This window comes from Acinetobacter sp. WCHA39, assembly GCF_002165385.1.
Classification (GTDB): domain Bacteria; phylum Pseudomonadota; class Gammaproteobacteria; order Pseudomonadales; family Moraxellaceae; genus Acinetobacter.
Genome location: NZ_NHRP01000009.1, coordinates 64020 through 90793, shown reverse-complemented (window position 1 = coordinate 90793; position 26774 = coordinate 64020). Strand labels below are relative to the sequence as shown.

Here is a 26774-nt window from a genome sequence, read left to right as displayed (position 1 = left end):
TTTGTCACATAACCCATTTATTTGAATCATTTTGCTTTGATAGATTAGAAAAATGAAAAATAAAGAAGGACGGGAAGCATGGTACAAGTTTTTTTGGTTTTATTATCGGCAGTGACTTTTGTTTTAATGGCTGCGGATCCAAGACCAACAGATTTGACACAAGCTAAGTCAGCATGGAGTGAAAAAGCCGAAGCATCTATCGATACTTCGACTCATAAGCATTCAACTGAGATAGATGATGTCTAAGCATTAAAACGCATAGATAAATCGACAGCTCTCACATCCTTAGTGAGTACACCCATTGAAATATAGTCGACGCCAGTTGTTGCAACTTCGCGTAAATTTTCAATGGTGATATTGCCTGAGGCTTCTAATTTGCAACGCCCTGCAACATGTTTAACCGCGTCAATCATCTGTTGTTGGCTGAAATTATCTAACATGACGATATCTGCACCAGCTTCAAGTGCTTGGTTTAACTCGTCCCAAGTCTCAACTTCTACTTCGACAGGTTTACCCGGTGCAATGTCATGTGCCTTAGCAATTGCTTGAGCAATGCCACCCGCTGCCATGATATGGTTTTCTTTAATTAAGAATGCATCAAATAGACCTAGACGATGGTTCTGTCCACCACCCACAGCAACTGCATATTTTTGTGCAATACGTAGACCGGGTAAGGTTTTACGTGTATCAAGCAATTTGGTATTTAAACCCTCAAGTTGTTGCACATAATTTGCAGTTTTAGTCGCCACAGCAGAAAGAGTTTGAATAAAGTTCAAAGCAGGACGTTCCACAGTCAGTAAACTACGTGCAGAACCTGCAAGTTTTAAAAACGCCTCATTTGCCGCTACACGTTCACCCTCTTGCTTTAGCCATGTAATTTGAACATTACTGTCATATGCTTGAATGAGTGCATTCACCCAAGGCTGACCCGCCAATACCATATCTTCACGGGTAATAATCGTTGCGGTTGCTTGCTCTTCTTCAGGGGTAAGCATTGCGGTAATATCACCATCCCCAATATCTTCTTGTAATGCTTGTTGAATATTGATTTGAATAGATTGTTCAAGCAAAGATTGAGGGATGCTCATACGATTTCCAGTAGATGTTGACCAAAAAACTTGGGGCTTATCTTAGCATTCTCTTGATAAAAAAGGGTATGTCATCACAGGCTAAAATGAAAGTGTAAATATAACGTGAAAACTAAAATTAGTTCACGAAAATGCTGTAAAAATTATGGATAATAAGTGATCAATTTTGGTGATTTTTATAAAATTTAAAATTTTTAATATCAATAAGTTATATTTTTAATTACAAAAAATTACATTTTGCGCTTAACTTCTCGCCCTCTCGTTTGTATTCATATATGTGAAAACCAAAATTAATAGAGTTTTTACATTGATTTTTATTTCATCTTGGAAACTAAATTAAAGGAGAAAATGATGATTTGGGGCGATCCTATTTATAAGTTAGGCTCAATATATCTTGAGAAAGTATTACACAATATGGAATCATCAAATGACCAGTTGAAATTTGGTGAAACAGGAAAGAAAGGTATTCAGCCAAGATATGTAATTTTCACAATTCAAGGAGAGTCTCGGGCTTATCATGGTGGAAGTCATATGCCTGATAAGGAAAATCCTGATGGTTATATCCCAAAAAATATTTCAGAAAAATCTTTTAGTTACGAAGAAATTCTGGAAGCTAAAAAAACTGCTGAACAGTTAGGTATATAACTCATATTAGCCCCTTGACTTATGTTCTGGGGCTAGCTAATTAATAAACAAAGAAAAGATATGAACTTATTTTTAGACTGTGAATTTAACGGTTTTGGTGGTGAACTGATTTCAATGGCATTGATTGATGAAGAGGGACATTATTTTTATGAAGTATTGGATTGTCCGCAACCAGTGGCTTGGGTGGCTGTAAATGTGATGCCCATACTTGCTCAAGCACCAATTTCACTCACTGAATTTCAAAATAAATTAAGTTTATTTTTGAATGAGTATGATGAAATACATGTGGTTGCAGATTGGGCAGAAGATTTATCATTATTTACCCGTAGTCTTGTGCTTGGGGCAGGGCGAGCAATGCGAATACCGCCTTTAACTTTGGAGTTATGGACGGGAACAATTAAATTTCCCTCTCAAGTTCCACATAATGCACTTTCGGATGCAGAAGCATTGGCTGATTCCTATAGGTTGCAATAACGCTATCTACCTGAGTTATGTTATATAGGAAACATAAAACTGTGAGTGGATCAGACTCAGCATGCAACAATTTAAAGCCCAAGATGGAATCCTACACGGCGCAACACAGATTGCATCACCTAATTTTAATATTCGTCCTGATGATACAGATATTCAACTAATTGTTATTCATAATATTAGTTTGCCACCTTCACAGTTCGGTGGAGGCTATATTCAGCAGTTTTTTCAAAATAAATTAGATTGGTCTATCCATCCTTATTTTCAGACCATTGAAGGGATGCAGGTATCCGCACATTTGCTGATCTTGCGTACGGGAGAGGTCATTCAATTTGTAAACTTTAATGATCGCTCATGGCATGCAGGGCGCTCGAGTTATCTGGCTCAAAAAGAGTGTAATGATTATTCGATTGGGATCGAGTTAGAAGGCAGCGATGATTTGCCTTTTGAAGTTGAACAATATCAGGCTCTCGTAGAAGTCGTAACGGTACTGCGACAGGCCTATCCAAAAATTCAGAATCATATTGCAGGTCACTCTGATATCGCCCCAAAACGTAAAACTGATCCCGGGTTATATTTTGATTGGCAATTATTCCGTCAATTACTATCTAAAAAAACTTCGTCGAATTTATGATTTCACAACGAAATCTATTTTGACTTTCATTACAATAACGCTTTTTAAAAGATAAGCCGTAGGTGAATGCGATGGCATTGTGGCGATCGACTGTCATTGTCAGTGCAATGACGATGTTATCCCGAATTTTGGGATTGGTACGTGATGTTGTGCTACTCAATGTATTTGGTGCGGGCAAGGACTTCGATACTTTCGTTGTTGCCTTTCGTATTCCCAACTTTTTTCGGCGTTTATTTGCGGAAGGGGCATTTTCTCAAGCCTTTATTCCTGTTCTAACAGAATATAAAACTAGTCGTGCGCATGCCGAGGTTCAGATTCTCATCAGTCGAGTTTTTGGTTGTCTACTCACAGCCATGTCATTATTGACGTTTGTCGCAATGGTTGCTGCACCCGCAATTATTTATATCTACGCACCCGGATTTCATAACGATCCTGAGAAATTTGACCTTGCCGTTGATATGTTTCGTCTTACGATTCCCTATCTGATGTTCATGTCATTAACGGCTTTTGCGAGTAGCATCTTAAATAGTTATGGTTCATTTGCATCGCCAGCCTTTTCACCTGTGTTGCTGAATCTGGCAATGATTGCAGGGGCATGGTGGTTAACGCCGTATATGGCGGAGCCCATTATGGCATTAGGCTGGGCCGTTGTCGTGGCAGGCGTTTTACAGCTCGCGATTCAGATTCCTGAATTATGGAATAAAAACTTACTGATTCCCCCAAAAGTTGATTTTAAACATGAAGGTGTTGACCGTATTTTAAAACTGATGTTACCTGCTTTATTTGGTGTATCAGTCACGCAGATCAACTTATTGCTGAATACGATTTGGGCTTCATTCATGCAAGATGGTTCAGTGTCATGGTTATATAGTGCTGAACGTATGACAGAGCTGCCATTGGGTTTAATTGGCGTAGCAATCGGTACAGTGATTTTACCTTCGTTATCAGCACGTCATGCCGAACAGGATCAGGCCAAATTCAGGAGCATGATTGACTGGGCTGCCAAGATCATTATGTTGGTGGGCATTCCTGCAAGTATTGCCTTATTTATGCTGTCCACCCCAATTATTCAGGCATTGTTTCAGCGCGGTGAATTTACGTTGGAAGATACACGAATGACAGCATTAGCCTTGCAATGTATGAGTGCAGGGGTGATTTCATTTATGTTGATCAAAGTGTTTGCACCTGGTTTTTACGCTCAGCAAGACACCAAAACCCCTGTTCGTGTCGGTTTGATGGCAGTGGCTGCCAATGCGATTTTAAACGTCGTTTTTATCGGTTTCTTTAAATTAATTGATTGGCATGCAGAACACATGGCTTTAGCTTTAGCATCATCAGGCTCAGCTTTGGTGAATGCAGGCATGTTGTATTTCTATTTGCACAAACGCAATATCTATCGTTTTGGAACGCACTGGAAGAAACTGGTAATGCAATTTACCATTGCCAACCTCACTATGATTGCTGCACTCTGGTATGGATTGACTTGGTATCAAGGTGATATTTCACAGTGGTTAAGAATTGCTGAAGTGGTTGGGTTGTGTGTTGTTGGTGTAGTGGCCTATGCGGTAGGATTATTGGCAACAGGGTTCCGCCCAAGACATTTAAGAGCCTAATACCTCTCTAAAAAAACTAAACCCTCCTGATGGAGGGTTTTTACTATTTAACTTCAAGTAATTCAATATCGAAAATGAGTGTGCTATTTGGCGCAATCACATCGCCTGAACCCACTTCGCCATATGCTAAATTTGCTGGAATAAACAAACGACTCTTACCACCCACTTTCATGGTTTGAACACCTTCAGTCCAACCTGCGATGACTTGGTTAAGCTTGAATTCAACTGGATGATTTCGTGCAATTGAACTGTCAAATACCGTATCGTCTAAGAGTCGTCCTTCGTAATTTACTTTTACTGTTGAAGTTGCTTTAGGTGATTTGCCTTTGCCTTCTTGGATCACTTGGTACTGTAAACCTGATTTAGTGGTTATAATCTCAGCTTTCTTTGTATTTTCAGCTAAAAACGTTTTTCCAATTTGCTCATTTTTTTGAGCAAGTTCCTGAAATTCTATCAGTTGTTTTGCTTCGAGACGCTTTTTATATTGGCTTAATAGGTTAATCATTTCTTCATCAGTTAACGATGCAGACTTACCTTGTATCGCTTCTTCTAGACCTTGTGAGATTGTTGCAATATCAAGATCTTTTAATGTCTCTGCGTAACTCTTACCAATTAAATAACCGTAACTATATCCTAACTGATCTTTTTGTGGGCTTTTTAAAGTAATGGGTGCTGCATGTGCTGTGCTCATCATTGAGACAATTAAAATCAAACTTAGTTTTTTCATTATTTCTTCCAAAATAAAGGAGAGCGTATGCTCTCCTTGGTACTAATTATTTTACAGCGATTAATTCGACATCAAAAATTAATGTGCTATTTGGTGGAATAGAACCAGGAACCCCTTGTTCTCCATAAGCAAGTTGAGAAGGGATATAAAGCGTTGCTTTGCCACCTTCTTTCATTAATTGTAAACCTTCTGTCCAACCGGAAATGACTTGGTTGAGTGGAAATTCGATTGGCTCACCGCGGTCATAAGAACTGTCAAAGACCTTACCATCGGTTAATTGACCTTTGTAGTGAACTTTCACAACAGAGGTTGCAACAGGTTGTTTGCCAGTACCTTCTTTAATAATTTTGTACTGTAAACCTGAAGCTGTTGTTTTTACACCTTCTTTTTTCGCATTCTCAGCTAAAAAACTATTGTTTGTGGTTTCAGCTTTTTTGGTTTCATTAAGTTGTTTTTGTTGAAGTTCCTTTTGGAATTCCATATAAGCAGCTTGTAATTCTTCTTCGGTGTATGCAGCAGGCTTTTTGGCATGCCCATCACGGAAACCTGTGATAAATGCAGCTGTTTCCAATTCAGGTGGTGTTTGTTTTGCAACTTCATAGCCTAAGGCATAACTGATTTTTGCAACAGGTGCTGCATTCTTATCCGCTTTTGATCCAAGTTCAGTCGTCGGGTGCTGAGTAGCATAGTAAACAGGAACAAGGGCTGCGCCACCTAAAACGACTGCTGCAATGACAGGTAAAGCTTTACTCATGAGATGTCCGAAGTAAGATTTTAATAAAAAATATGGTCATGATCTTAGCATGTCTAAGCTTAAGCATTGAATAACTCAGCTAAAAAATGCGTGTATTTTTTATATAGTTTCTGTGTTTATCAATAAAAAGCCAAACTATGAGATCTGGCTTTTTGATATGACTGTTATGATGGATTTTTAATCATCTTTATTTGCTTTGTAAGCATATGAATAATTGTATCCATACCCATACCCATACCCAGCACCAGCACGTTGAATATCATTTAAAATGAAGCCGTTTACTTTGACATTCGCTTGTTCAAAACGACTTAAACTTAGTTCAAGCTCTTTCATTTGTGATTTAGCATAGCGTGCTACAAGTAAGTTCACACCCGCATATTGAGAAATGATAATTCCATCTGTTACAGCAAGTACAGGTGGTGTATCAATGATAATATGATCATATTCTTGGCTTAATTGGTTAAGTAAGAATTCAAACTGCTCAGATCCTAACATTTCCGATGGATTCGTTGGACTTTTACCTCGTGTAATAATACTTAAGCCATCTACTTCAGTTGCATTAATCACTTGGTTTAGATCAGCTTGATGACTTAAAAAATCAGATAAACCAGGTTTTACGTCTAAATTAAAATATTTATGCATATAGCCACGACGCATATCTGCATCAATTAAGAGAACTTTCTTATTGCTTTGTGCAAAGATAGTCGCCAAATTGGTTGAGATAAATGATTTACCAACTTCCGGAGAAGGACCTGCAATGACAATTATATTGTTTTTTGCACTTGCGAGTGCGAAATGAATTGCGGTTCGAATACTACGTAAACTTTCGATCGCAATATCATCATTATGTTTAACTGCAAGGATAGGAATAGTTTTCTTTTTCTTTAAAATACGGATACGTGTCTCTTGAACGGGAGATCGAGGTACAGTTGCATAAACAGGTAGATTGAATTCATTTTCAATTTGCCCACTATCTTTGATACCCGTACGTAACATATTACGTAACAAAGCAATAAGTGTACCAATGAATCCACCAAAGAAAATAGCAAGAATAAGTACTTGTAATTTCTTTGGCTTAATTGGTTCAACAGGTTCAACCGCAGTATCTACAATACGAACATTACCAATTTCGCCTGCTTTGGCAATTCGAAGTTGTTGATACGAATTCAATAAAGCAGTGTAAAGTTGGGTTTTTACTTCAACTTCACGATACAGTTGCAAGTATTGTCTTTGGATGTCTGGAAGTTGTTTTAATGTACTATTTAAATCACCAATTTGTTTATTAATTGCAGCAATTTGAGCATTAATTTCTCGCATCGCTGGATGTTCAGCAGTGTATTTTGCTGCCAAATCTGCTTGTTGTTGTTGCAACTCTATTTTTTTTGTTTCTAAGTTGATGCTCTGAGTAAGATAAAGCTCAGACTCTTTGGTGACATCAACAGTATTATATTTTTGGCGAAATTTATTAAATTCACGTTCTGCATTATCAAGCTGTTTCTTTAACTCTGGTAGTTGTTCATCTAGAAACTTAAGCGTTTGGGCAGTTTCAGCAGAACGGCGGGCTACATTTTGGGCACTATAAGCTGATAATATTGCATTTAAAACGTTAGTAATATGTTGTTTATCTTGGCCTTGATAACTTAAACCAAGAATTCCAGTCATTTTTCCTCTTTCCTCAACGGTATAATTTGAACTAATAGCATTGACAGCAGCGGGTAAAGATTTCTTATGAATTTGGTATGCACTGGTTAAATTATCTTTTGTAAAAACACTTATTTTCCATGAGCCATATTTATTCTGAATGGAATTGGATTGATTAATGATGCCAGTAAATATAATTTGATCATTTTGGGGATCTACTAAAAAAAAGTTCCGATTTTTGAAAGTAAGTGTAAGTCCTTTATCAATAAATTGATTAGGTATTAGAAAGTCTCGGACTTCAAACTGCTTGGTATTATCTTTAAAGATGACGGATTTAGGATTATATTCGGTTGCGTAATGTGGTTTTTTCAATAAACGATTGCGTAAAGTATCTTCTGTACTTGAAATATTTAAATCAAGATGAAGTGCTTGAATCACTGATCCTAAAACTAAACGAGACTTTAGAATTTCGATTTCAGACTGAGCGGGTGATTTTTGGTCAATCATTTGTGATAAATCACCCAATAAAGCAGCTGATGCTCCCTTACTGTCTTCAACTTGAACTAAGGCATCAACTGAATAGGTATCAGGTGTTGCACGAAGGTACAAAAGTGCACATACAAGACTAAGAATAATAAATAAAGCGATTAATTTCCATTGAGCAATAAGAGAGAAAAAAAGCTCTTTCAAGTCAATTGTGTCTTCAGTATTGGTATTTTGGCTCATAATCTTAATCTAAAAGTTAAATATAATTTTTCCAATCAGTGACACACTGTTGAATAAGCTGACATGTCTCATCGAAAAAGGTCTGATCATGCTGATATGGGTCTGGCACATTTTTATTCTGCCAGTGACCTAATCTGAAAACTTTTCCTTTAGCAAAAGGCCAAGTTTGTTCAATATGAGCTTGCTGATTTTTGCTCATCACCAGAATTAAATCCGCTTTTTTTAAGTGCTCGGCATTTAATTTTTTTGCGATATGCCCACTTATATCAATACCTAAATGTTGCATACATAGCTGTGCTTTGTCATCAGCAGGATGACCTGAAAGTCCAGAAATACCAGCTGAATCTATCATTAGCTGAGGGTAATCCTGTTTTAGTAGGTATTCTGCCATAGGGCTACGACAAATATTACCAACGCAAACCACTAAAATACTTCGAATCTGCATGATTACTTACCTAGCTGATCAAAGCTATAAAGTGCATTCGAGAACGGTACAATCTGGTTCATAACACGTTGCCAGCGAGTTAAGCCTGTTGCATCAATATATACAATATCGTTACTACGTAAACGGAATTGATTTGCCAACCCAAAGTCACCAAGGCTCATTAAATTCAAATGATAAAGTTCAGTTCGTCGATCATTTGCGTTAGTGCGTAATACATAAATTCGGCTGGCACTTGCTGATAAAGGATTCAAACCTAAACCTTCACCTAGAGCATCGCTCAAAGTCATGCCCTGATCGCGCATTGGCAGAGCTTGGTTTTTACCAGACTCACCCATAATATATATTTTCTGATTGTCTTTAGTACTTACATAAATTGTATCGTTTGGTTGAATTAAAAGTTTGTGTAGCGAATAGCCTGCTTTTTCTAATTCAAGTGTATTGAGATTATACGTAGTGCCATTACGTACTAATTGTATATAAGTATTATCACCTAATTCAGATACACCACCAGCCATACCAAGAGCCGTATATAAATTGATAGGTTGGTCATTTAAATAAAATTGACCACCTTTTCTTACACTTCCTTGTACAGAGTAACGTTGCCCTTGATAGTTTAAGACTCTGACAATTACGTCAGGGGTTTTTAAATAATGAGCAAATTGATTTCGTAATTCTGAATTTAATTGACTTAACGTTTTACCAGATGCCTTGTATCGACCGACTAAGGGCAATTGGATGAATCCATTATAATCAATAGGGTATCCGTTCGCTTGAATCGATTGATCATTCGACAGATTGTTTACAGGTGGGGTGATTTCAGGGTATGCCCAAAGTTGAATGGATAAAACATCACCAGGACTTAAACGATAAACACGCTGTGGTTGATTAAATAAAGAAGTATAGTTTTGTTGGTAGTTTAACTGGGTTGGTTTTATAGACTCTAAAGTATCTTGTGTAATTTTTATCACACTTACAGTTGTCCCAAGATCAGTTTTATAAACCCCTTCATTTGGAATGTCGTAAGTTTGAAGACCAGAAGTGACAGCACATCCAACAGCACTTAAGCTAATTGCAAGGATGGAAAATAATTGATAATGCTTCACAATTTACCCTTGAATATTTATAAAATTTATATCAGCTTAGACACAATCATCTGTGTTTAGACTTAGAATTTTGCTTATTCTAGCTCAAAAAACCTAAAAAATCACCGACAAATCCGTTGGCTTTGTATGCTAAGTTTATCTCATAAAAAGTAACAGATTTGTTAATTATTGATAATATTGCATTTTAGTAAAATTTATGAATAAAACAGCTTAAAAGAAAAATACGTTATACAATTTCGTTATAGGAAGAGTAGTAAATCTGTTATATTAGCAAAAAATTTTCACGCCTATAGGTTGGAAATTAGCTCTGTTGCTTGGAAATTTTATTTTTCAATAGCTTAAATTAAATTTAAGTTTATGCAATAAACTGTCCTAATTGGGACAGCTTAATAAATTACTTTGTTTGCTTAAATAAAAGAAGGATTAGATTGGGGTGAAAAAGGTTTTATTAGTATTTGGAACACGACCAGAAGCAATAAAAATGGCACCTTTGGCTTTAAAATTAAAACAATTTAGTCAGGACTTTGAGACAAAGGTTTGTGTTACTGGTCAACATCGCCAAATGTTGGATCAGGTACTGAGTTTATTTGAATTAACACCAGACTTTGATTTGAATTTGATGAAACCAGGGCAAACGCTATCGGATGTGACCTCTGGGGTACTTAAAGGGTTAGAACAGGTGTTTGACGCATGGATGCCTGATGTGGTTCTGGTGCATGGTGATACCGCTACGACCTTTGCTGCTTCATTAGCAGCATATTATCACAAAATAAAAGTAGGTCATGTCGAAGCGGGCTTGCGCACAGGTGATCTATATTCTCCTTGGCCAGAAGAAGCCAATCGAAAATTAACGGGTGTACTTGCCAATTATCATTTTGCACCGACCCAATCATCGTATGAAAATTTAATTAAAGAAAGTGTGAATCCTGAAAATATCGTAGTAACAGGAAACACTGTGATTGATGCTTTGCTGCAAGTCAAACAGAAGGTTGAACAAGATCAAGCATTAGTAATTCAATTTCAGCAAGAGTTTTCATTTCTTGATGCAGATAAAAAACTGATCTTAGTCACAGGACATCGTCGTGAGAATTTTGGGCAAGGCTTTTTAAATATTTGTACATCTTTAGCAAATTTAGCTAAAAAATATCCTGAGATCCAAATTGTTTATCCAGTTCATTTAAACCCTAATGTACAACAACCTGTTAACGAGTTGTTAGCCGATATTGAGAATATTCATCTAATTGCCCCACAAGATTATTTACCTTTTGTGTATTTAATGAATCGTAGTTATCTGATTTTGACTGATTCTGGTGGTATTCAAGAAGAAGCACCATCATTAGGTAAGCCTGTTCTAGTAATGCGGGATACCACTGAAAGGCCTGAAGCGGTTGATGCAGGAACAGTACGTTTAGTGGGTACAGATACAGAAACCATTGAGCGTTCAGTTATAGAGTTACTTGAAAATCCAAACGTATATGCTGAGATGGCAGAAGCCCATAATCCGTACGGGGATGGTGATTCATGTCAGCAAATTATTGATTTTCTTAAAGCGAACTAAGCCGAAATTTCCATTTATTTTGATTTAAAAGTATAGAGTATGAGCAATTCATTCAAACATATCTGCGTTATAGGGTTAGGTTATATTGGTTTACCAACAGCTGCGACATTTGCTGCACATGGGGTAAAAGTTACTGGTGTTGATGTGAATCAACACGCGGTAGATATGATTAATCAAGGTAAAGTTCATATTGTTGAACCTGATTTAGATGCTTTGGTCCGTGACGTCGTTGCTCAGGGTAAATTGTCTGCTCAGTTGGCGCCGACTGAAGCAGATGCTTATATTGTTGCAGTTCCGACACCTTTTAAAGATGATTATCAGCCAGATCTCAAATATATTGAATCTGCTGCTAAGGCTTTAGCACCTTTTTTAAAGCCAGGTAATTTGGTTATTTTAGAGTCGACGTCACCTGTGGAAGCAACTGAACAAATGTCGGCTTGGTTAGGTGAAGCGCGTCCAGATTTAAGCTTCCCGCAACAAAAGGGTGAAGAGGCTGATATTTTAGTCGCGCACTGCCCAGAGCGTGTATTGCCAGGTAAAGTTTTACAAGAGCTCATCAGTAATGATCGTATTATTGGTGGGATGACACCACGTTGCTCAAAAGCTGCATGTGATCTATATAAAACTTTTGTAAAAGGCGATTGTATTGAAACTAATGCTCGTACCGCAGAAATGTGTAAGTTAACGGAGAATTCTTTCCGTGATGTGAATATCGCTTTTGCAAATGAACTTTCGATTATTTGTGACAAGCTAGATATCAATGTATGGGAGTTGATTTCACTGGCGAATCGTCACCCGCGCGTCAATATTTTACAGCCAGGACCTGGGGTCGGCGGTCACTGTATTGCGGTTGATCCTTGGTTTATTGTGGCAAAGACACCAGAACAAGCACGCTTGATTCGTACTGCACGTGAAGTGAATGATGCAAAACCGGAATGGGTGATTGATCAGGTTAAAATTAAGATCGCAGAATTTTTACAAGCCAATCCTGAAAAAACGATTAAAGACGTTACAGTTGCTTGTTATGGTTTAGCATTTAAACCAGATATTGATGACTTGCGTGAAAGTCCTGCTTTAGAGATTACTAAAAAGCTAGCTCAGATAGGTTTAAATATTTTTGCAATTGAACCTAATATTCAAGTTTTACCTGCTGAATTACAAACAAGTGTAAAATTAATTGATTTTGAAGCTCGTGATAAAGCTGATATTCACTTAATCTTAGTGGACCACAAACAATTTATAGGAAACTTGGAAAATTATAAATATAAGATAGATACTAAAGGTATTTGTTAAGTAATGAGGGATCTTTTCTTTTCATTAAGTTACAATCTTTTAACGAGATTGATATTACTGATTATCTCTATACTTAGTGTTAAGTTATTAACGATAGCTGAGTATGGAGAGCTATCATATATTCTCGTTATAGTTGGGACTTTAGCGATTATTTCTTTATTTGGTGGTGGTACAGCTGTTAATAGAAGTTATAGTATTGCTAAAAAAGAAAATTCTTTTGAATTATCTAATCAGATATTTTTATTTAATATTCTTATTAGTCTAATTGTGTCAGTAGTACTGCTACTGATTAGTATATTTTTTATTGCCAATCTTAATATCGCAATTTTTACATTCCTTATATTTATGTTTATGTCCCTCAATAGTATTTTAGAGGGAGCGATGTATGGACTTGGAAAATATCGTCAATTGGCAATAAATTCTAGTATTATTTTTATGCTTAGCATACCTTTAGGATATTTTTTAATTTTATCCTATAAGGTTAATGGTGCTTTATTAGCAATATTGTTATATCGAATTATTTTACTGGTTCTAAATCTTATTTCAATTTCAAGTTTTAAAATCATTAAATTATCAAATTTATCTAAAGTAATTAAAAATAAAGAAGTATTGATATCTTTTAAAGAGGTATCACTTCCTGTATTTCTTGGTGCTCTTTTAGTTGCACCTGTTATGTTGATCTTAGTCACTCTTTTGAAAAATACTCCTAATGGCATTAATGAGATTGCATATTTTTCTTGGAACAATCAAATATATACTTTAGCTATATTTATTCCAAGTATATTAACAGGATTTATTATTTCAAAAATGAGTGCAAATACAGAAGATGCTAAAGAAAAATTGATTAAGTATATTAAGTACAATTTTATTTTTGGCATACTTATAAGTATTATATTGTTTTTAATTAAACCATTTTTGCTTGGCTGGGCGGGTAATGATTATATTGAAAATGGTAATGATTCATATAATATTATGCTGTTAACAATCTTATTGTATTGCCTTAATTCCGCTTTTGGTAGCTATTGGGTTTCTATTAATAAAGCAAAAATTGGATTATTAATAAACTTAATTTGGGCAATTTCTGTCCTCACATTCTGTTTTTATACGATAGATATTAAACCTTATAGTTTTACTTTATACAATTCATTGTTGGTAGGTTATTTGTTGATTTTTTTAGCACAAATAATTTTTTGTTTTATGAATAAGGATGAAGTTGGTGAGTAATTATTTAATCAAAGAATTCATCTTAGTATACCTTATCACTTCAATTGTAATTAACTTACCAAATGTACAATCTAGTATTATGTTTTATTTTAAAACAATACTTATATTTTTAATTGGAATTTTATTTGTAATAAAAATTTATAGTAATAAAAATCTTGAATTTTTTTATAAAAATTCAGGTAGTCTACTTACTTTATGTTTATTAGCTGCTTTTTTTTATAATTTTTTGACTCTAACTCCACCAAGTTTCCTACTATTTTCTATTATTTTTATAATATTTTTTGTTTTTTTTGGAAGAAATATAGGTGTTGAAAATTTAAAGTTAGGATTATTTTCGACAATTTCTTTAATTTTAATAAATTTACTACTATTAAGAGTCTGTCTTTCTGGGCTGTTCGAAATATTTAATCATAATTATTATATTAATGATCTGTCATTAGAGTTAAAAAATATAGGCTATAATGTAGGACGAACAGGATGGGCTATTTCTGTTATTTTTTTAATTTGTTTTTTAAAAATTTTTAAAAGACAACTATCTAATAATAGTAAAATAAAAAACATTCTCTTATCATCTACTATAACTTTAGGTTCAATATGTGTATTTCTTTCAGATAGTCGTACTGGAATTATCGCATTACTTATTTTATTAATTATTTGGAATTATGAGTTTTTTAATAAATTTATAAAGCCAAAATTTATATTTTATTTATTTTTAGCATTTGAAATATTAATTATTTTAATTGGTATAGCAAGTATTATATCAGTACTAGAGAACACAAGATTAGCTACGTTTAATTCTGGAGATGATATATCAAATGGAAGATTTGAGGGAACTCTGATTGGATTAGAAATTATAAAAAATAATTTTATTATGGGGACTTATCCAATAAAGTCTTATGACTTGAAAGATTATGGTATGGCTTACAGTGAAATTCACGTATTGTGGCTAAATTTAATGGCATTGTATGGAGTACCATTAATTACGTTTATAATTTTTAGTTTAATGTATCTTATAATTCGATCTGTGAGATTTTATTATAGAGGGAAAGTTAGATATAATAATTTGGATTCAAAAACTTTTATTTTTTTAGTTGTTTTTGGGTTGTTTGTTAGCTTTTTTGAACCTAATGGCATTATATCATTCATATCTTTTGTAGCAATTTATTGGTTTACATTAGGATTATGTTTTAATATTAAATCTTTTAGGAATGTTTGATTAATATGATTTTTAACCTAAATAAAATTTCAAAAGATTCTGCTGTCTATAAGGCTTATATACGATTAGCAAATAATCTAAGTAACAATAGTCCAATTTTTTTTGAAAAATATGATGCTTCTATAAGAAATTATGATTTTGTAGTGTGTGCTAATATTTGGCATGTACTATTGACATGGTTTTATTTAATTGGTAGTAAAACTAAAATAATTTTTTGGGTTCAAGGTGCAATTGCAGAAGAGAGTTACTTAAAACATAACTCAAAATTGAAATTTTATATATTAAAATTTTTAGAAAAAATTTGTCTTAATCTTTCAGATGCATATATTTATGTTTCTCCTTATATGATGGAATTTTATTCAAAAGATAAGGCCGTACTGAATAAACCAGCTTTAGTATTCCCTTGTATTTCTGACTTACAATATAACAAAATAAAAAAAGAACCTAATTCTTTTTGTTATTTAGGTGGTATGTCTGCATGGCAAAATTTTCCTAAAATCATTGAAATGATGAGTATAATCAGTCAAAAAATTCCAAATAGTGTATTTAAAGTTGCAACTCATGAAATTGATATATGTAATGAAGTTATTGAAAAATATGCATCTAATGCCTTAAAAGAAAAACTTACAATTGTGAGCTTATCTACGAAGAGTGAGATTGAAAATTTCTTATCAAATTGTGAGTTTGGTTTTTTAATAAGGGATGATATTGTAGTTAACCATGTATCTTCACCGATTAAACTAGCTGAATATCTTTCATGTGGTGTAAATGTAATCACTACATCATCTATACGTTCTTATAGTCCTCTTTTAAAAGACGCAGGGATTATATTGAATTCTAAACAAGATTTAGATCAAGTAAACTTTAATCCAAATACTTCTGCTGCTATAAATTTATATCAAGAATTATTTTCTAAAGAATCTGTAGAAAATAATGTTAAAGTTTTTTTAAAGAAATTGAAAGGTTAATAGAATGTCAAAGTGCGAATATTTTATTGGTAAGACTCCTCCTCCAACAGGAGGGGTGACAGTTTTTAATCAAAGAAAATATGAGCAGTTGGTCATGGAAAAAGTAGGCTGCAATATTATTTTAATTGAGCCTACATTAAATAACCTATTTAAAATAATATTTGCATTAACAAAAAAATCAATAAAACATGTAAGTGCATCTAACTTTGTCTTGATTATTTTATGCTGTATCTTTGCCAGTAGAGATACTGTAATTTTTTATGATCATAATAGTAGTCGACATTTTAAAGATATGAATTCTTTAAAACTAGGTATTCATAAATTTTTTTTAAAAAAATGTAAAAATATTATTTTGGTTGATTTACATCTTAAAAATAATTACTTGAATTTGAGTAATTTTAAAAAAATATCTCATAAGTTTGAAGTTATGTCGGCTTTTTTACCACCGTCTAATTTTGAAGTTAATAATATTTTACAATCTTATGAGGGAGAATTATTAAAAATTTATAATAATTCAATAGCTACAGGTCAAAGAAATATAATTTTAACCAGTGCATCTAAACCGAACTTAGATGCAAATGGAAAAGATATTTATTCTATAGATGCTTTACTAGATATTTTTGATGAACTAGCACCAAAGTACACAGATAAAATATTTATATTTGCAATTGCAGAATATTCTGATACTTCATATGGAAATTATATTAAGGCTAAAGTTGATTTATTGAAAAATAAATTTAGTAATTTAATTTTCTTAGAAAATAATACTCAAATTTGGCCTATTTTTAAAATTTCAGAAATAGTAATTCGTGCAACTACGACCGATGGTGACTCTGTTACGATTAAAGAAGCTCTACACTTTGGCTCTAAAGTTATTGCTTCGAGTGTGGTTCCACGCCCTGAAAATGTAATACTCTTTGATTTAGAAAGTGATGATCTTATTGCAATTATTGAAGAAAATTTGGATTTAAGTTGATTTGGGTTTTTAAATGATAAATGCTATTAGAGTGAAAACACTTTTAAAGTTAGGTTTATTTAATATTTTGCGTATAGTTAAATATCGTTTAAGTACTAAATTTTCTTTAAATTCTTTATATAAAATAGAGGCTAATTTGCCCTCTGGAAATTTTTTTATTGATAATAAAGAATTTCTTAAAGAAGAATTACCTCAACCTACAAAAATGAAAGCTTTTGGTTTTCATATATATGAAATTTCTAGCACTTCTCCCAATTGGATGTTTAATCCACTGACAGGTACTACTTGTGAGGAAAGTAATACACATTGGTACAATATACCTGATTTTAATGATCAGGTCGGAGATATCAAAGGTATTTGGGAGGCTTCGCGCTTAGATTGGGTTTTAGAGTTTATTAAAAATTTTAAAGAGCATAATAATCAGCAAAGTTTATATATCCTTGAGCATTGGCTCAATGATTGGTGTGCTAAAAATCCTGCCTACTTAGGACCAAATTGGAAGTGTGGTCAGGAAGCCTCTATTCGTGTAATGCACTTAATCAGTGCTTTAATTGGTTTAGATCAATTAAGATCCCCATCTAAGAATGTACTTGAACTCATAGAAATACATTTAAAACGTATTGCTCCTACCATTGATTATGCCATTGCTCAAGATAATAATCATGGCACTTCTGAAGCGACAGCTTTGTATATTGGAGGATCATTATTAAATTACATTAATCCATGTCCTCTCTATGGTGATTGGTCTAAACTAGGGCTGAAGTGGCTTGAAAACCGCGCTAATAAATTGATTATGGATGACGGAGGATTTAGCCAATATTCAGTCAATTATCATCGTGTTATGCTCGATAGTTATATTGTCGCTGAAATTGTAAGACAGAAATTAGATCTGCCTAAGTTTTCATCAAAGCTATATCAAAAACTGCAAAAAGTGACCAATTGGCTCTATATCTTGACCCAACATCAGGGTGATGTACCCAATATAGGAGCCAATGACGGTGCTAAGCTCATTCCAGTATCTGACACAGATTATCGAGATTTTAGACCGTCTATCCAATTAGCCAGTACTTTATTTTTTGAGCATAGTTACTATAGTCAATCGGGTTCTTATGATCAGTCACTGGCATTTTTTGGCTTAGAGAAGTTAAAAAAATCGAATGTAGTTTTACCCAATAAAAATGCATTTTTTAATCACAGTGGTCTTATTACCGCCACAAAAAATAACTTCTTTATGGCTTTTAAATTGCCTATTTTCAAATTTCGTCCAAGTCAATGTGATGCTTTGCATCTAGATGTGTGGTTTAAAGGACAAAACCTTTTACGCGATGGTGGAACTTATAGTTATAATTCCACCGTAGAAGATTTAAATTACTTTTCTGGCGTTGCCAGTCACAATACCGTTGAGTTTGATCAACATCAACAAATGCCGCGTTTAAGTCGCTTTTTATTTGGTGCATGGCTGACACCAAAAGAATTAGTGTATAGCGCTAATGAATTTGGTTGTGGTTATCAAGATCATTGGGGTTGTACCCACCACCGTAAAATTTCATTAACAGATAATGCAATTAAAATAGCAGATAATATTTCTGGTTTTAAGCAACAAGCGGTCTTACGTTGGCGGTTACAGCCAGATCATTGGACCCTTGAGAACAATGTTCTAAGCAATAGTCAAATAGAGATTATTTTAGAGGCTGAGCATCCGATCACTCTTCGTTGGAGTGAAGGAGAGGAGTCTAGGTACTACTATCAAAAGAGCAAAGTGCCTGTTCTAGAAGTGATTGCTACACAAGCGACTACAATTTTTACTGTAATTAAAGATTTAACATGAAAATTTTATATTTCCATCAGCATTTCTCGACACCTAAAGGGTCAGCAGGAATCCGTTCCTATGCTATGGCTCAATCGCTCATTCGTAATGGCCATCAAGTGACGATGGTTTGTGGTTCTTTTGGTGCAGGTCAAACGGGTTTAACCCAGCCTTTTAATAAAGGAATGCGCCGTGGTATGGTCGATGGCATCGATATCATAGAATTTGAACTGCCTTATTCAAATGCGCTTTCTTTTATCAAGCGTATTTTAATTTTTTTAAGTTTTGCTTTTAAATCGATCAAGGTTGCTTTGACTGAACAATACGATGTCGTATTTGCGACAACGACACCATTAACGGCGGGTATCCCAGGTATTTTTGCCAAGTGGTTTCGACGTAAACCATTCGTTTTTGAGGTGCGGGATTTATGGCCTGAGCTACCTAAAGCGATGGGTGTCATTAAAAACCCAATTGTTTTATGGATGATGTCTGTGCTTGAATGGACTTCTTATCATTCAGCTGATCGTTTAGTAGGATTGTCTCCAGGTATTGTGGACGGCATTATTAAACGAGGGATTGCTCCTGAAAAAGTAGCCTCTATTCCAAATGGTTGTGATTTAGATATTTTTGCATCTGAGCATCAAGCATGGAGACCTGAGGGTGTTCAACCAACAGATCTTATGGCCATTTTTACTGGGACACATGGCTTGGCCAATGGCCTAAATGCAGTGTTAGACGCAGCAGCTGAATTGAAAAAACGTCAAAGAACGGACATTAAATTGGTTCTGGTTGGTGATGGCATGCAGAAAAAAGCATTGCTTGAACGAGCGACCGAGCTTAAATTGGATAATGTGATTTTTCATGATCCTGTGAATAAAGCAAAGTTAGCAGGTCTTATGGCCAGTGCAGATATTGGGTTGCAAATTTTAGCCAATGTTCCAGCCTTTTATTATGGAACTTCGCCGAATAAATTTTTTGATTATATTTCAGCAGGCCTACCCGTTTTAAATAATTATCCAGGCTGGTTAGCGGAGTTAATTACTAAAGAACAATGTGGTTTTGCTGTGCCCCCAGAGAATGCTCAAGCGTTTGCTGATGCCTTGGAACAAGCAGCGAATCAGCGCGAACGACTGATTGAAATGGGCAGAAATGGTCAGCAGGTTGCCAGAGAACAGTTTAATCGTTCTATTCTTTCGCAGAAGTTTTCTGATTGGGTCACAGGAGCGTAATATGCTTAAACGTTTACTTGATATTGTGATTGCATCAATTGCATTGGTAATTCTATCTCCTTTATACATTTTTGTAGCTTATAAAGTGAAAAAAAATCTAGGCTCCCCAGTTCTTTTCCGTCAGGTACGTCCAGGTTTGCATGGTAAACCTTTTGAAATGATTAAATTTCGCACCATGAAAGACGCACTGGATGAACAGGGCAATCCATTACCAGATAGTGAGCGTTTAACACCTTTTGGAAAAATGTTACGTTCGACCAGTCTGGATGAAATGCCTGAGCTTTGGAATGTAATTAAAGGAGATATGAGTGTTGTAGGTCCACGTCCGTTACTGATTGAATATCTACCTTTATACAATAAAGAACAAGCCAAACGTCATGATGTACGTCCAGGTATGACAGGGTATGCACAGGTCAATGGACGTAATGCAATTAGTTGGGAACAAAAGTTTAAACTTGATACTTGGTATGTAGAAAACAGATCACTTTGGTTAGATTTTAAAATTATGTTGCAAACAGTGAAGAAGGTCATTGCTAAAGATGATATCAGTGAAGCTGGCGAGGCAACAATGAGTAAATTTACAGGAACAAATATTAAGGAGTTAGATAAGTGACAGAATTTATTGGTGTATACGGTGCGAGTGGTTTTGGTAAAGAAGTCATGCCATTAGTTCGCCAAAAGTTTCCAAATTTAAAAAAAGAACAATTCGTTTTTATTGATGATGGTCAAGTAGGTGGAAGTCTGAATGGTTATTCTGTTTTAGCCTATACAGATTTTATTAATAACACTGCTAAACATAAGGCTGTAACGATTGCGATAGCAAATAGTACTGTTCGTGAAAAACTAGCTGTGCGTCTAAATGAGGATGGTGTTCAACATTTAGCGATACAAGCAGAAAATACAGTGATTTTAGACGAAGTAGAGATCGGCGAGGGAAGCCTACTTTGCCCATTCACTTGTTTGACATCAAATATTAAAATTGGCAAATTTTTCCACGCTAACATCTATAGTTACGTTGCTCATGACTGTGTAATTGGTGATTACGTCACTTTTGCTCCTGGTGTAAAATGCAACGGAAATATTCATATTGAAGATCATGCCTATATTGGCACTGGTGCAGTCATTAAGCAAGGTACACCAGATAAGCCTTTGGTTATTGGAAAAGGTGCGGTGATTGGTATGGGGGCGGTCGTTACAAAAAGTGTTCCAGCGGGTGTCACAGTCGTTGGAAATCCTGCACGAATTTTAGAGAAAAAATAGATTTTATCAGCAATATAGAGGGATGAGAGTATGTTAAACACAGCATTTGAACCATGGCCAAGCTTTACAGAGAAAGAAGCAGATGCAGTTAAAAATATATTGCTTTCGAATAAAGTAAATTATTGGACAGGGCAAGAATGCCGTGAATTTGAAAAGGAATTTGCATCGTTTTCTGGTACAAAATATGCCGTTGCTCTAGCAAATGGGACTGTTGCACTTGATGTTGCGTTGAAAGCATTACAAATTGGTGCTGGCGATGATGTGATTGTAACTTCACGTACTTTCTTAGCTTCAGCAAGTTCGATTGTTACAGCTGGAGCGAATCCAATTTTTGCTGATGTTGAGTTAGATTCACAAAATATTTCAAGACGAACAATAGAAGCTGTATTAACACCAAATACGAAGGCGATCATTTGTGTTCATTTGGCTGGCTGGATGTGTGATATGGATCCAATTATGCAGTTAGCAGCTGAAAAGGGTTTATATGTCATAGAAGATTGTGCTCAAGCGCATGGCGCCAAATATAAAGGTAAGCCTGCTGGTTCTATTGGCCACATTGCTGCTTGGTCATTTTGCCAAGATAAAATTATGACTACGGGTGGCGAAGGTGGAATGGTTACCACTAATGATGAGAGCCTGTGGAAAAAAATGTGGTCTTATAAAGATCATGGCAAAAGCTACGATAGTATCTACAATAAACAACATCCACCAGGATTTCGTTGGTTACACGATTCTTTTGGAACAAACTGGCGTATGATGGAAATGCAAGCTGTTATTGGTCGCATTCAACTCACTTATATGCCAGATTGGACGAAAAATAGGATAGAAAATGCAGATAAAATCTTAAAAGCATTTGATCATTCTAATTATTTTACTGTAAATCGACCAACAGATGATTATCTACATGCACAATATAAATGTTATGTGCAAGTCAATATAAATGCGTTACCAAGTGGTTGGTCTCGTGATCGGATCATGCAATTTATCAATGCAGAAGGCGTACCATGTTATAGTGGTTCATGTTCTGAAGTGTATTTAGAGCATGCTTTTGATAATACGAATTGGCGACCGAAAGAACGTTTGAAAAATGCTCAGCAGCTTGGTGAAACTAGTCTTATGTTTTTAGTACATCCAACACTGAGCGAAGATAATATTAATAAAACCGTTGATGTGATTCAAAAACTAAAGAAAGTTTTAGATCAGTGATGAGAGAATAGGCGATAAAGTTTAAAGCAGTTAATCATAAATTAGCTTTTTGCATTATCGTTGTATTATTAACCCAAGATCGTCATTTCAGCTTGTGGAAGAATTGCGTATAAAGTGCGCATGCTTAGTGGGATAATTAGAAGATTATTGTGAAAAAGATTATTTATCAGCTTGCATCAGCACCAAGGCTAGCAAAACAGGCTCTATTGGTATTTTTAGACTTATTCGCATTTCCTGTGATTTTATGGTTGTGTTATGTCATTCGCTTATTTGATTTAGGAGCAGAAGTTGTACCTGGACTTAACCACGGTGTAATTTTAATCACATTTTTTTCAATTATTAGCTTATTGTTGACAGGCGTTTATCATTTTATTGTTCGAACATTTGATGAAGTCTTTATCATCAAACTGGCATTTGCTGTATGCAGTATGATGATAATACTGTATGGATTTAATGCATTTAGTCATGCATATATCCCGATGTCGATTCCATTTATGTTCGGCTTTATGATGTTTGCATGGATATGGTGTAGTCGAGCATTTATTCGTTTTATTGTGAAAGCAACCTTACACACTCATGGTGGTTGTAAAAGGGTAGTAATCTATGGTGCAGGTGATGCTGGTCAGCAAATCGCAGCAGCTTTACATCGCTCAGATGACCATACACCCGTTTTCTTTATTGATGATAAAGTTTCATTACAAGATCAAATTGTAGGTGGCTTAAAAGTTTATTCTACTGCGAAAGCACTGCGGAATTTTAAAAAATATAAGATAGATGAAATCTTACTTGCTTTACCTTCTGTGGGGCGTGTACGAAAAAGTGAAATTATTCAACAATTAGAACCAGCGTTTGTGAAAGTCACAGAACTGCCAGGGCTCACTAAACTTGTTGATGGTGATATTCGAGTTTCAGATATCCGTGAGGTTGATATTATTGACCTTTTAGGACGAGATCCTGTTCCACCTATTGCCCATTTATTGGCTAAAAATATTCAAAATAAAATTGTTATGGTGACAGGTGCGGGCGGATCGATTGGTTCAGAGCTTTGTCGACAAATCATAAAAAATCAACCTAAAATGCTGGTTTTATATGAATTAACTGAGTTTGCATTATATGATATTGATAAAGAGTTAAGGCAAACTGCGAGTTGCGACATTGTTCCCATTTTAGGGACTGTACAAGATCAACAAAAATTAGAACGTATCATCGAACAATATCATGTGCAAACAGTCTATCATGCCGCCGCTTATAAACATGTTCCATTGGTTGAGTGTAATCCAATTGCTGGATTAAAAAATAATGCAATTGGAACCGCAAATAGTTTAAATGCCGCTGTAAAAAAAGGCGTGGAAACCTTTGTATTGATTTCAACGGATAAAGCAGTTAGACCGACGAATGTCATGGGTGCATCGAAGCGGATGGCCGAGCTTTATTGTCAAGCCGTGGCTGAAACGAAACCAAATACTCAGATCAGTATCGTACGTTTCGGAAATGTATTAGGTTCATCAGGTTCGGTTGTACCTTTATTTAGACAGCAGATTGCAAAAGGTGGTCCAATTACGGTGACTCATCCTGATGTAACACGTTATTTTATGACGATTCCTGAAGCTTCTCAGTTAGTCATTCAAGCTGGGGCATTAGGTTCAGGTGGTGATGTGTTCTTACTCGATATGGGGGAACCTGTTCGAATTCAGGATTTAGCACGACAAATGATCGCTTTAAGTGGTTTAAAAGTTCGAGAAGCAAATACAACGGATGGTGATATTGAAATCGCTTATAGTGGTTTACGTCCGGGAGAAAAACTTTACGAGGAACTTCTCATCGATCAAGATAACACAGGTTATACAGAGCATACTCGTATTTTACGTTCTTTTGAAAAGCATTATCCGTTACAAGAGATTCAGTCTGTATTCAGTCGAATCAATCAAATGACTGCAGTAGATCATGATGTAGATTGGGCTTTAAGTCAGTTAGAATATTATGTTGATGGCTATAAACGTAGCGGCGAAGTACGAGTTAATTAAGAGAGTATTGTATGATCAAAAAAGCAATTTTACCCGTCGCAGGTTTAGGCACCCGTTTTTTACCAGCAAGTAAATCCATTCCAAAGGAAATGGTGACGGTAGTCGATCGTCCCGCAATTGAGTATGTGGTACGTGAGGCAGTTGAGGCGGGTATAGAACAAATTATTTTGGTCACTCATTCCTCAAAAGCTTCAATAGAAAACTATTTTGATCGTAATTTTGAGCTTGAAACAACTTTAGAACAAAAAAAGAAATTTGACCTGCTGAAAGAAATTACTGATATTTTACCGAAGCATGTCAGTGTGGTCAGTGTACGCCAACCACAACCCCTAGGACTAGGTCATGCGGTATTGTGTGCGAAAGATATCGTGGGCGATGAAGCTTTTGCGGTGTTATTGCCTGATGTACTGGTCAAGAATCAAAGCTGTGATAATGATTTGTCACTCATGATTCAGCGTTTTGAACAGTCGCAAGCAGCACAAATCATGGTAGAAGCGGTGCCTGATCATCTAGTCGATCAATATGGTATTGTGGATGTTGCAGTTACACCGAACGAAGGTGAAAGTATTACGATGCAGGGAATTGTTGAAAAGCCTGCTGTCGGCACAGCTCCTTCAAATTTATCAGTGGTGGGACGTTATATTTTACCCGCTCAGATTATGGGTCTATTAGCAGATACACCCCGTGGGGCAGGGAATGAAATCCAACTCACGGATGCGATTGCAGCATTGCAGCGATCAGAAACTGTGGAAGCCTACCGTATGAAGGGGCAAACCTTTGATTGTGGTAGTAAGCTTGGATATTTAAAAGCTGTATTACACTATGGTATCGAGCATCCAAAATTGGGCGCAGAGTTTAAGGGCTTAATCCAAGAATTAGTCCTATAGTTTTAGGGCGTGTAGTTATGAAAGTTGCAATCTTTGGCAATACATTATATGCAGGCGTAATGTCTGCATTATTGTCTGAATCTGGACATTTTGTATATTGGTGTTCCCACCTCAACCCAAATGAAAATGGTCAGCAATATTCTTTTCATGATGAAAATGTCAGTCGCTTACTTGAAAAACAACTCAGTAGTGGATTTTTGATTTATCGTGATCTGGATGGTATTCCTTTAGACATTGATGCCTACTTATTTAGTTTTAATCAAACTCAAGAACAACAAGTTTTTCAACTGTTAGCATCACTCAAACAGCGTCCGATTATTCATCCTAAACTGATGATCAATGCATCCACCTTTGGTTTACATGGGACTGAGCATTTTCAACAAATCCTTTCTGAAGATGACTGGGTCTATTTACCAGATACCATCCAAGAGGGAAATGCGTTACAGAGTCTGACCCAAGCTAAGCAGTTGATCGTGGGATGTACCCAAGCTAATGTTCAGACCAAAGTCAAAGAATTACTTCGCCCTTTTTTCCCTTTGGCACAGCAATATCTATTTATGCCAATTCTGGATGCTGAGTTTACCAAGCTGAGTATCTCGGGTATGTTGGCAACACGGATCAGCTATATCAATGATCTTGCTGTTGTGGCGGAAAAGTTGGGGATTGACATTGCTTCAGTACGTCAGGGTATGGCAGCGGATAACCGTATTGGTTCAGCTTACTTAGCCCCTGGTGCTGGTTTTGGCGGTGAAAATTTTTCTCATGATATTCTGACACTCTCTAATACAGTTGCAAATACAGGCGTGAAAAGCCAATTGCTTGCACAAGTATGGCAAATTAATGAGCAACAAAAAGAAATCCTGTTCCGTAAGTTTTGGAACTATTATCATGGGGATTTACAGGGAAAATCTGTTGCAATTTGGGGTGCTTCTTTTAAAGAAAATACCTCAAGTATTCAGCAATCACCTATTCACCAAATGCTTGCAGCACTCTGGGCGCAAGGGGTAACGGTTCACCTTCATGATCCTCAAGCTTTAGATGAAATAAAGCTAATGTATGGTCAACGTGACGATCTGATTCTTTGTGAAAATCAGTATGATGCGGTAAAAGATGTGCATGCTCTTTGTGTACTTACGGCTTGGAAACAATACTGGAGTCCAGAATTTAAGCAGCTTGAACAGTTGATGAGGCATCCTTTAATTTTGGATGGTCGCAATATTTATGATCCTGACTATGTCAAAGCACAAGGTTTTGCATATATGGGCGTGGGACGTTAAAG

Annotated in this window: 25 protein-coding genes; 19 read left to right on the top strand and 6 right to left on the bottom strand. The window is 35.5% G+C overall.

Annotated elements, in window-relative coordinates; all coding sequences use genetic code 11:
- Positions 1-78 precede the first annotated feature (78 nt).
- Positions 79-246, top strand: a complete 168-nt coding sequence (locus tag CDG56_RS17045) for a hypothetical protein (protein WP_171295114.1) — start codon at positions 79-81, stop codon at positions 244-246.
- On the opposite strand, the gene nadC is transcribed toward CDG56_RS17045, so the two are convergent.
- Positions 243-1088, bottom strand: a complete 846-nt coding sequence (gene nadC, locus CDG56_RS06520; protein WP_087547326.1) for a carboxylating nicotinate-nucleotide diphosphorylase — start codon at positions 1086-1088, stop codon at positions 243-245. The genes CDG56_RS17045 and nadC overlap by 4 nt on opposite strands.
- Before the next feature lie 348 nt (positions 1089-1436).
- Here nadC and CDG56_RS06515 point away from each other — a divergent pair, with 348 nt between their 5' ends.
- From CDG56_RS06515 to murJ, 4 genes are all read left to right on the top strand, one after another.
- Entirely contained in the window at positions 1437-1733 is a 297-nt protein-coding gene (locus CDG56_RS06515; RefSeq protein ID WP_143225688.1) for a hypothetical protein, read from the top strand.
- A 60-nt stretch (positions 1734-1793) separates the two neighbouring features.
- Positions 1794-2207, top strand: coding sequence for a hypothetical protein (locus CDG56_RS06510; protein ID WP_087547324.1), 414 nt, complete (start codon positions 1794-1796; stop codon positions 2205-2207).
- A 61-nt stretch (positions 2208-2268) separates the two neighbouring features.
- Positions 2269-2838 (top strand): 1,6-anhydro-N-acetylmuramyl-L-alanine amidase AmpD, encoded by a 570-nt coding sequence (gene ampD / locus CDG56_RS06505; protein ID WP_087547323.1) that lies wholly within the window; start codon positions 2269-2271, stop codon positions 2836-2838.
- Positions 2839-2900: 62 nt separating this feature from the next.
- A complete protein-coding gene (gene murJ, locus CDG56_RS06500; protein WP_171295113.1) occupies positions 2901-4451 on the top strand; it encodes a murein biosynthesis integral membrane protein MurJ in 1551 nt (516 codons plus the stop codon).
- 43 nt (positions 4452-4494) lie between these two features.
- Here murJ and CDG56_RS06495 read toward each other — a convergent pair whose 3' ends face one another.
- From CDG56_RS06495 to CDG56_RS06475, 5 genes are all read right to left on the bottom strand, one after another.
- Positions 4495-5178, bottom strand: coding sequence for an FKBP-type peptidyl-prolyl cis-trans isomerase (locus tag CDG56_RS06495; protein WP_087547321.1), 684 nt, complete (start codon positions 5176-5178; stop codon positions 4495-4497).
- A gap of 46 nt (positions 5179-5224) precedes the next feature.
- A complete protein-coding gene (locus CDG56_RS06490) occupies positions 5225-5932 on the bottom strand; it encodes an FKBP-type peptidyl-prolyl cis-trans isomerase (RefSeq protein WP_087547320.1) in 708 nt (235 codons plus the stop codon).
- Positions 5933-6109: 177 nt separating this feature from the next.
- A complete protein-coding gene (locus CDG56_RS06485) occupies positions 6110-8299 on the bottom strand; it encodes a polysaccharide biosynthesis tyrosine autokinase (protein WP_087547319.1) in 2190 nt (729 codons plus the stop codon).
- A gap of 16 nt (positions 8300-8315) precedes the next feature.
- On the bottom strand, positions 8316-8744 hold the full coding sequence (locus CDG56_RS06480) for a low molecular weight protein-tyrosine-phosphatase (RefSeq protein WP_004665345.1): 429 nt from the start codon (positions 8742-8744) through the stop codon (positions 8316-8318).
- A gap of 2 nt (positions 8745-8746) precedes the next feature.
- Positions 8747-9847, bottom strand: a complete 1101-nt coding sequence (locus CDG56_RS06475; RefSeq protein WP_087547318.1) for a polysaccharide biosynthesis/export family protein — start codon at positions 9845-9847, stop codon at positions 8747-8749.
- 433 nt (positions 9848-10280) lie between these two features.
- On the opposite strand from CDG56_RS06475, the gene wecB reads away from it, so the two are divergent.
- The 14 genes from wecB (at position 10281) to CDG56_RS06405 (ending at position 26772) form a co-directional block, all read left to right on the top strand.
- Positions 10281-11405, top strand: a complete 1125-nt coding sequence (gene wecB, locus CDG56_RS06470) for a non-hydrolyzing UDP-N-acetylglucosamine 2-epimerase (protein WP_087547317.1) — start codon at positions 10281-10283, stop codon at positions 11403-11405.
- Between the two features lie 39 nt (positions 11406-11444).
- Positions 11445-12698: a UDP-N-acetyl-D-mannosamine dehydrogenase gene (wecC, locus tag CDG56_RS06465; protein WP_087547316.1), complete on the top strand. Its 1254-nt coding sequence runs from the start codon at positions 11445-11447 to the stop codon at positions 12696-12698.
- Between the two features lie 3 nt (positions 12699-12701).
- Positions 12702-13922, top strand: a complete 1221-nt coding sequence (locus tag CDG56_RS06460; RefSeq protein WP_087547315.1) for a hypothetical protein — start codon at positions 12702-12704, stop codon at positions 13920-13922.
- A complete protein-coding gene (locus CDG56_RS06455; protein ID WP_171295112.1) occupies positions 13915-15138 on the top strand; it encodes an O-antigen ligase family protein in 1224 nt (407 codons plus the stop codon). The genes CDG56_RS06460 and CDG56_RS06455 overlap by 8 nt, the downstream gene beginning before the upstream one ends.
- A gap of 5 nt (positions 15139-15143) precedes the next feature.
- Positions 15144-16106 (top strand): hypothetical protein, encoded by a 963-nt coding sequence (locus CDG56_RS06450; RefSeq protein WP_087547313.1) that lies wholly within the window; start codon positions 15144-15146, stop codon positions 16104-16106.
- A 4-nt stretch (positions 16107-16110) separates the two neighbouring features.
- Entirely contained in the window at positions 16111-17082 is a 972-nt protein-coding gene (locus tag CDG56_RS06445; protein ID WP_087547312.1) for a glycosyltransferase, read from the top strand.
- 13 nt (positions 17083-17095) lie between these two features.
- Positions 17096-18910 (top strand): heparinase II/III family protein, encoded by a 1815-nt coding sequence (locus tag CDG56_RS06440; RefSeq protein WP_087547311.1) that lies wholly within the window; start codon positions 17096-17098, stop codon positions 18908-18910.
- Positions 18907-20118: a glycosyltransferase family 4 protein gene (locus CDG56_RS06435; protein ID WP_087547310.1), complete on the top strand. Its 1212-nt coding sequence runs from the start codon at positions 18907-18909 to the stop codon at positions 20116-20118. Before CDG56_RS06440 ends, CDG56_RS06435 begins: the two co-directional genes overlap by 4 nt.
- A gap of 1 nt (position 20119) precedes the next feature.
- Complete coding sequence (locus tag CDG56_RS06430; RefSeq protein WP_087547309.1) at positions 20120-20731, top strand: sugar transferase; 612 nt, start codon at positions 20120-20122, stop codon at positions 20729-20731.
- Positions 20728-21378, top strand: coding sequence for an acetyltransferase (locus CDG56_RS06425; RefSeq protein WP_087547308.1), 651 nt, complete (start codon positions 20728-20730; stop codon positions 21376-21378). The genes CDG56_RS06430 and CDG56_RS06425 overlap by 4 nt, the downstream gene beginning before the upstream one ends.
- A 30-nt stretch (positions 21379-21408) precedes the next feature.
- Positions 21409-22584 carry a DegT/DnrJ/EryC1/StrS family aminotransferase gene (locus CDG56_RS06420; RefSeq protein ID WP_087547307.1) on the top strand — a complete coding sequence of 392 codons (1176 nt, stop codon included), beginning with the start codon at positions 21409-21411 and terminating at the stop codon, positions 22582-22584.
- Positions 22585-22733: 149 nt separating this feature from the next.
- Positions 22734-24608: a polysaccharide biosynthesis protein gene (locus CDG56_RS06415; RefSeq protein ID WP_087547306.1), complete on the top strand. Its 1875-nt coding sequence runs from the start codon at positions 22734-22736 to the stop codon at positions 24606-24608.
- Between the two features lie 11 nt (positions 24609-24619).
- The gene (gene galU, locus CDG56_RS06410; RefSeq protein WP_087547305.1) at positions 24620-25495 is read left to right on the top strand and encodes a UTP--glucose-1-phosphate uridylyltransferase GalU; all 876 of its coding nucleotides are present in this window, start codon (positions 24620-24622) and stop codon (positions 25493-25495) included.
- A gap of 17 nt (positions 25496-25512) precedes the next feature.
- Positions 25513-26772 carry a nucleotide sugar dehydrogenase gene (locus CDG56_RS06405; protein ID WP_087547304.1) on the top strand — a complete coding sequence of 420 codons (1260 nt, stop codon included), beginning with the start codon at positions 25513-25515 and terminating at the stop codon, positions 26770-26772.
- Positions 26773-26774 lie beyond the last annotated feature (2 nt).

Coding starts and splice junctions, on each gene's coding strand:
- CDG56_RS06420 (WP_087547307.1), top strand. CDS start 21,409: ATGTTAAACACAGCATTTGAACCATGGCCAAGCTTTACAGAGAAAGAA.
- CDG56_RS06495 (WP_087547321.1), bottom strand. CDS start 5,178: ATGAAAAAACTAAGTTTGATTTTAATTGTCTCAATGATGAGCACAGCA.
- CDG56_RS06440 (WP_087547311.1), top strand. CDS start 17,096: ATGATAAATGCTATTAGAGTGAAAACACTTTTAAAGTTAGGTTTATTT.
- galU (WP_087547305.1), top strand. CDS start 24,620: ATGATCAAAAAAGCAATTTTACCCGTCGCAGGTTTAGGCACCCGTTTT.
- ampD (WP_087547323.1), top strand. CDS start 2,269: ATGCAACAATTTAAAGCCCAAGATGGAATCCTACACGGCGCAACACAG.
- CDG56_RS17045 (WP_171295114.1), top strand. CDS start 79: ATGGTACAAGTTTTTTTGGTTTTATTATCGGCAGTGACTTTTGTTTTA.
- CDG56_RS06485 (WP_087547319.1), bottom strand. CDS start 8,299: ATGAGCCAAAATACCAATACTGAAGACACAATTGACTTGAAAGAGCTT.
- CDG56_RS06515 (WP_143225688.1), top strand. CDS start 1,437: ATGATGATTTGGGGCGATCCTATTTATAAGTTAGGCTCAATATATCTT.
- CDG56_RS06480 (WP_004665345.1), bottom strand. CDS start 8,744: ATGCAGATTCGAAGTATTTTAGTGGTTTGCGTTGGTAATATTTGTCGT.
- CDG56_RS06510 (WP_087547324.1), top strand. CDS start 1,794: ATGAACTTATTTTTAGACTGTGAATTTAACGGTTTTGGTGGTGAACTG.
- CDG56_RS06460 (WP_087547315.1), top strand. CDS start 12,702: ATGAGGGATCTTTTCTTTTCATTAAGTTACAATCTTTTAACGAGATTG.
- CDG56_RS06405 (WP_087547304.1), top strand. CDS start 25,513: ATGAAAGTTGCAATCTTTGGCAATACATTATATGCAGGCGTAATGTCT.
- CDG56_RS06490 (WP_087547320.1), bottom strand. CDS start 5,932: ATGAGTAAAGCTTTACCTGTCATTGCAGCAGTCGTTTTAGGTGGCGCA.
- CDG56_RS06435 (WP_087547310.1), top strand. CDS start 18,907: ATGAAAATTTTATATTTCCATCAGCATTTCTCGACACCTAAAGGGTCA.
- wecC (WP_087547316.1), top strand. CDS start 11,445: ATGAGCAATTCATTCAAACATATCTGCGTTATAGGGTTAGGTTATATT.
- nadC (WP_087547326.1), bottom strand. CDS start 1,088: ATGAGCATCCCTCAATCTTTGCTTGAACAATCTATTCAAATCAATATT.
- CDG56_RS06430 (WP_087547309.1), top strand. CDS start 20,120: ATGCTTAAACGTTTACTTGATATTGTGATTGCATCAATTGCATTGGTA.
- CDG56_RS06445 (WP_087547312.1), top strand. CDS start 16,111: ATGTCAAAGTGCGAATATTTTATTGGTAAGACTCCTCCTCCAACAGGA.
- CDG56_RS06450 (WP_087547313.1), top strand. CDS start 15,144: ATGATTTTTAACCTAAATAAAATTTCAAAAGATTCTGCTGTCTATAAG.